The following is a 3,298-nucleotide window of genomic DNA, read 5'->3' as shown; positions in this document are numbered from 1 at the left end:
CGCTCCTACAGGCCGGATAAAGGCTGGGGGTCAGAACAGCTTCAAGGGTTCTTCGTTGAGCGCCGCAAGTTGCTCGCGCAACGCCAGCACCTGGTCGCCCCAATAACGCTCGCTGCCGAACCAGGGGAAGCTGCGCGGGAAGGCCGGGTCGTCCCAGCGCCGCGCCAGCCAGGCGCTGTAGTGCATCAGGCGCAGGGCGCGCAGCGGTTCGATCAGCGCCAGTTCGCGCGAGTCGAAGTCATGGAATTCACTGTAGCCATCCATCAGCTCCGACAGCTGCCCCAGGCATTCCTGGCGATTGCCGGCGAGCATCATCCACAGGTCCTGCACCGCCGGGCCCATGCGGCAGTCGTCGAGGTCGACGATATGGAACACCTCGTCGCGGCACATCATGTTGCCGGGATGGCAGTCGCCATGCATGCGGATGTTCTGGTGCGGGGTGGCCTGGTAGACCTCTTCCACCCGCTTGAGCAGGTCGCGGGCCACCGACTCGTAGGCCGGCAGCAGGCTCTTGGGCACGAAGTCGCCTTCCAGCAGGGTGGCCAGCGAGTCGTGGCCGAAGTTCTTCACCCCCAGCGCTTCGCGATGTTCGAACGGGCGGGTGGCGCCGACCGCATGCAGGCGGCCGAGCAATTGCCCCAGGCGATACAGCTGGTCGAGGTTGCCGGGTTCCGGCGCCCGGCCGCCACGGCGCGGGAACAGGGTGAAGCGGAAGCCTTGATGCTCGAACAGGCTTTCGCCCTGGTGAATCAGCGGCGCTACCACTGGCACTTCGCATTCGGCGAGTTCGAAGGTGAAGCGGTGCTCCTCGAGGATCGCCTCGTTGGTCCAGCGCTGCGGGCGGTAGAACTTGGCGATCAGCGGCTCGCCGTCTTCGATGCCGACCTGGTAGACACGGTTTTCGTAACTGTTGAGTGCCAGAACGCGGGCGTCGCTGAGAAAGCCGATGCTTTCGACGGCATCGAGGACTAGATCAGGGGTAAGGGTTTCGAACGGGTGAGACATGCTGACTCCTGCGCGCAGCAGGCTGCTGCGTCCGGCCAAGCATGGTAGCGCAGACGGGGGGATAGGTGGTGGCTGGGCGGACGCTATCGCGGGCAAGCCTCGCTCCTACTGATCCGTGTAGGGGTGAGGCTTGCTCGCGAAGCGGTCTATCAGGCGCCGACGATGCCGCCATCTTCCCGGGTGATCACCATCACCGAGGAACGCGGCTTGCCGTTGGGAAGGTGCTCGGGGAAGGTCGAACCGCCGTTCTCGCCCGGATGCTGGATGCCCACGAACAGGCTGCGCTGATCCGGCGAGAAGGTGATGCCGGTGACTTCGCAGCCCACTGGCCCGACCATGAAGCGGCGGATTTCACCGGTGTCCGGGTCGGCGCAGAGCATCTGGTTGTTGCCCATGCCGGCGAAGTCGCCAGCGTTGCTGGAGTCGCCGTCGGTGAGGATCCACAACCGGCCGGCCTTGTCGAAACCCAGGCCGTCGGGGCTGTTGAACATGTTCTGCGGAGTGATGTTCGACGAACCGCCTTTCGGCTGGCCGGCGTGCACGGCCGGGTTGCCGGCGACCACGAACAGGTCCCAGGTGAAGTCCATCGAGCCGTGGTCGCCACGGGTGGTCTGCCAGCGCAGGATCTGCCCGTAGACGTTTTTCTCCCGCGGGTTCGGGCCGCCCACTGGCTGGCCGTCTTCGCCGCGTTTGGAGTTGTTGGTCAGGGTGCAGTAGACCTGGCCGTCTTTCGGGCTGACCACGATCCATTCCGGACGGTCCATGCGCGTGGCCTTGACCACGCTGGCCGCCAGGCGGGCGTGGATCAGCACTTCGGCCTGGTCGGCGAAACCGCTGCTGGCGTCGATGCCGTTCTTGCCATGGCTCAGCTCGACCCATTTGCCCTTGCCTTTCGGGTGGTCCGGGTTGCCGTCGCCATTGTCGAAGATCGCCACGTACAGGGTGCCGTGGTCCAGCAGGTCACGGTTGGCCTTGGGGTTGCGGTGGTTGATGCGGTCGCGGCTGACGAACTTGTAGATGAACTCGCCACGCTCGTCGTCGCCCATGTAGACCACGGCGCGCCCGTCGCGGGTTTCGGCCAGGGCGGCGTTCTCATGCTTGAAGCGGCCCAGGGCTGTGCGCTTGATCGGTTTGGATTGTGGGTCGAACGGGTCGATCTCCACGACCCAGCCGTGACGGTTGAGTTCGTTGGGGTTTTTCGCCAGGTCGAAGCGTGGGTCGAACTGATGCCAGTTGATGTCGCGGCTGCTCGCCGAGGCGCCATAACGCTTCTGCGCGGCATCGAACGTCTGCTGGGCGTTGCTGCTGCCGAAGCAGTCGGTGAAGTTTTCTTCACAGGTCAGGTAGGTGCCCCATGGCGTCTTGCCGTTGGCGCAGTTCTGGAAGGTGCCAAGGACTTTCCTGCCGCTCTTGTCGGCGCTGGTTTTCATCAGCGCGTGGCCGGCGGCCGGGCCGCTCAGGCGAATCGGCGCGTTGCCGTGGATGCGTCGGTTGTAGCGCGAGCCCTGGACGAACTGCCATTGGCCGCTGCGGCGCTGCACTTCGATCACCGACACGCCTTCGCTGGCCAGGGCCTTGCGCACGTCTTCCGCCGACTGCGGCATGCCGCCGTGGGGGTAGAGGTAGCGGTAGTTGGTGTATTCGTTGTTGATCGCCATCAGCGCGCGATTCTTGTCGTCCGGGAAGGCGAACAGGCTCATGCCGTCGTTGTTGTCACCGAACTGCACTTCTTGGGCCGCGGCGGTGCCATTGCCGCTTGGGTCGAAGGCCGGGCCGTTCTTCTGCAGGGGCTGGCCCCAGCTGATCAGGACCGAGGACTTGTAGCCCGGCGGCAGGGTGATGGTGTCGCTGGTGGCGGCGGCAATGCCTTCAAAGCCCAGCAGCTTGCTGGAGCCGGCGCTGACGCTGGCGGCCAGCACGCTGCGGCTTAGCAGGTTGCCACCGAGGAACATGGCCGCACCGCACAGGGCACCGGCGCTGATGAAACCACGGCGGCTGAGGCCGACCATCTTCTCGAGGTCGGTAGGTTGGTCTTCTTCTAGTAGGCTCATCACAGGCTTCCTGCAGGGTTTTGCAGCCACCTTAATCAGCGTCGATGACGAACGTATTGCAGCGTCGAAAAAGCATTTCGCCACCTTGTGTAGCCGCTGCCGCAGGCTGCGATAGGTCCGAAGGACCTCCTGCGTCCTCAAAAGCAGCGCCCGCTGTGCGGTCGATCGCAGCCTCGCGTTGCTCGACAGCGGCTACAGGGGGAACCCAATAGTTCGCGGTACACGCGGGCAATGTAGCCGCT

2 protein-coding genes are annotated in these 3,298 nt (G+C 64.7%); both read right to left on the bottom strand.

Annotated features, from left to right (window positions below):
* Positions 1–30: 30 nt before the first annotated feature.
* Positions 31–1,005: a serine/threonine protein kinase gene (locus tag ACTJKT_RS19340; RefSeq protein ID WP_440788195.1), complete on the bottom strand. Its 975-nt coding sequence runs from the start codon at positions 1,003–1,005 to the stop codon at positions 31–33.
* A 149-nt stretch (positions 1,006–1,154) separates the two neighbouring features.
* Positions 1,155–3,056 carry a PhoX family protein gene (locus ACTJKT_RS19335; protein WP_440788194.1) on the bottom strand — a complete coding sequence of 634 codons (1,902 nt, stop codon included), beginning with the start codon at positions 3,054–3,056 and terminating at the stop codon, positions 1,155–1,157.
* Between the last annotated feature and the right edge of the window lie 242 nt (positions 3,057–3,298).

This window comes from Pseudomonas sp. 22526 (assembly GCF_052044735.1).
GTDB classification, from domain to species: Bacteria; Pseudomonadota; Gammaproteobacteria; order Pseudomonadales; family Pseudomonadaceae; genus Aquipseudomonas; species Aquipseudomonas piscium.
Note: the sequence above shows the minus strand (reverse complement) of the source record. Positions and strands in the feature narration are given on the sequence as shown.

Coding starts and splice junctions, on each gene's coding strand:
- ACTJKT_RS19335 (WP_440788194.1), bottom strand. CDS start 3,056: ATGAGCCTACTAGAAGAAGACCAACCTACCGACCTCGAGAAGATGGTC.
- ACTJKT_RS19340 (WP_440788195.1), bottom strand. CDS start 1,005: ATGTCTCACCCGTTCGAAACCCTTACCCCTGATCTAGTCCTCGATGCC.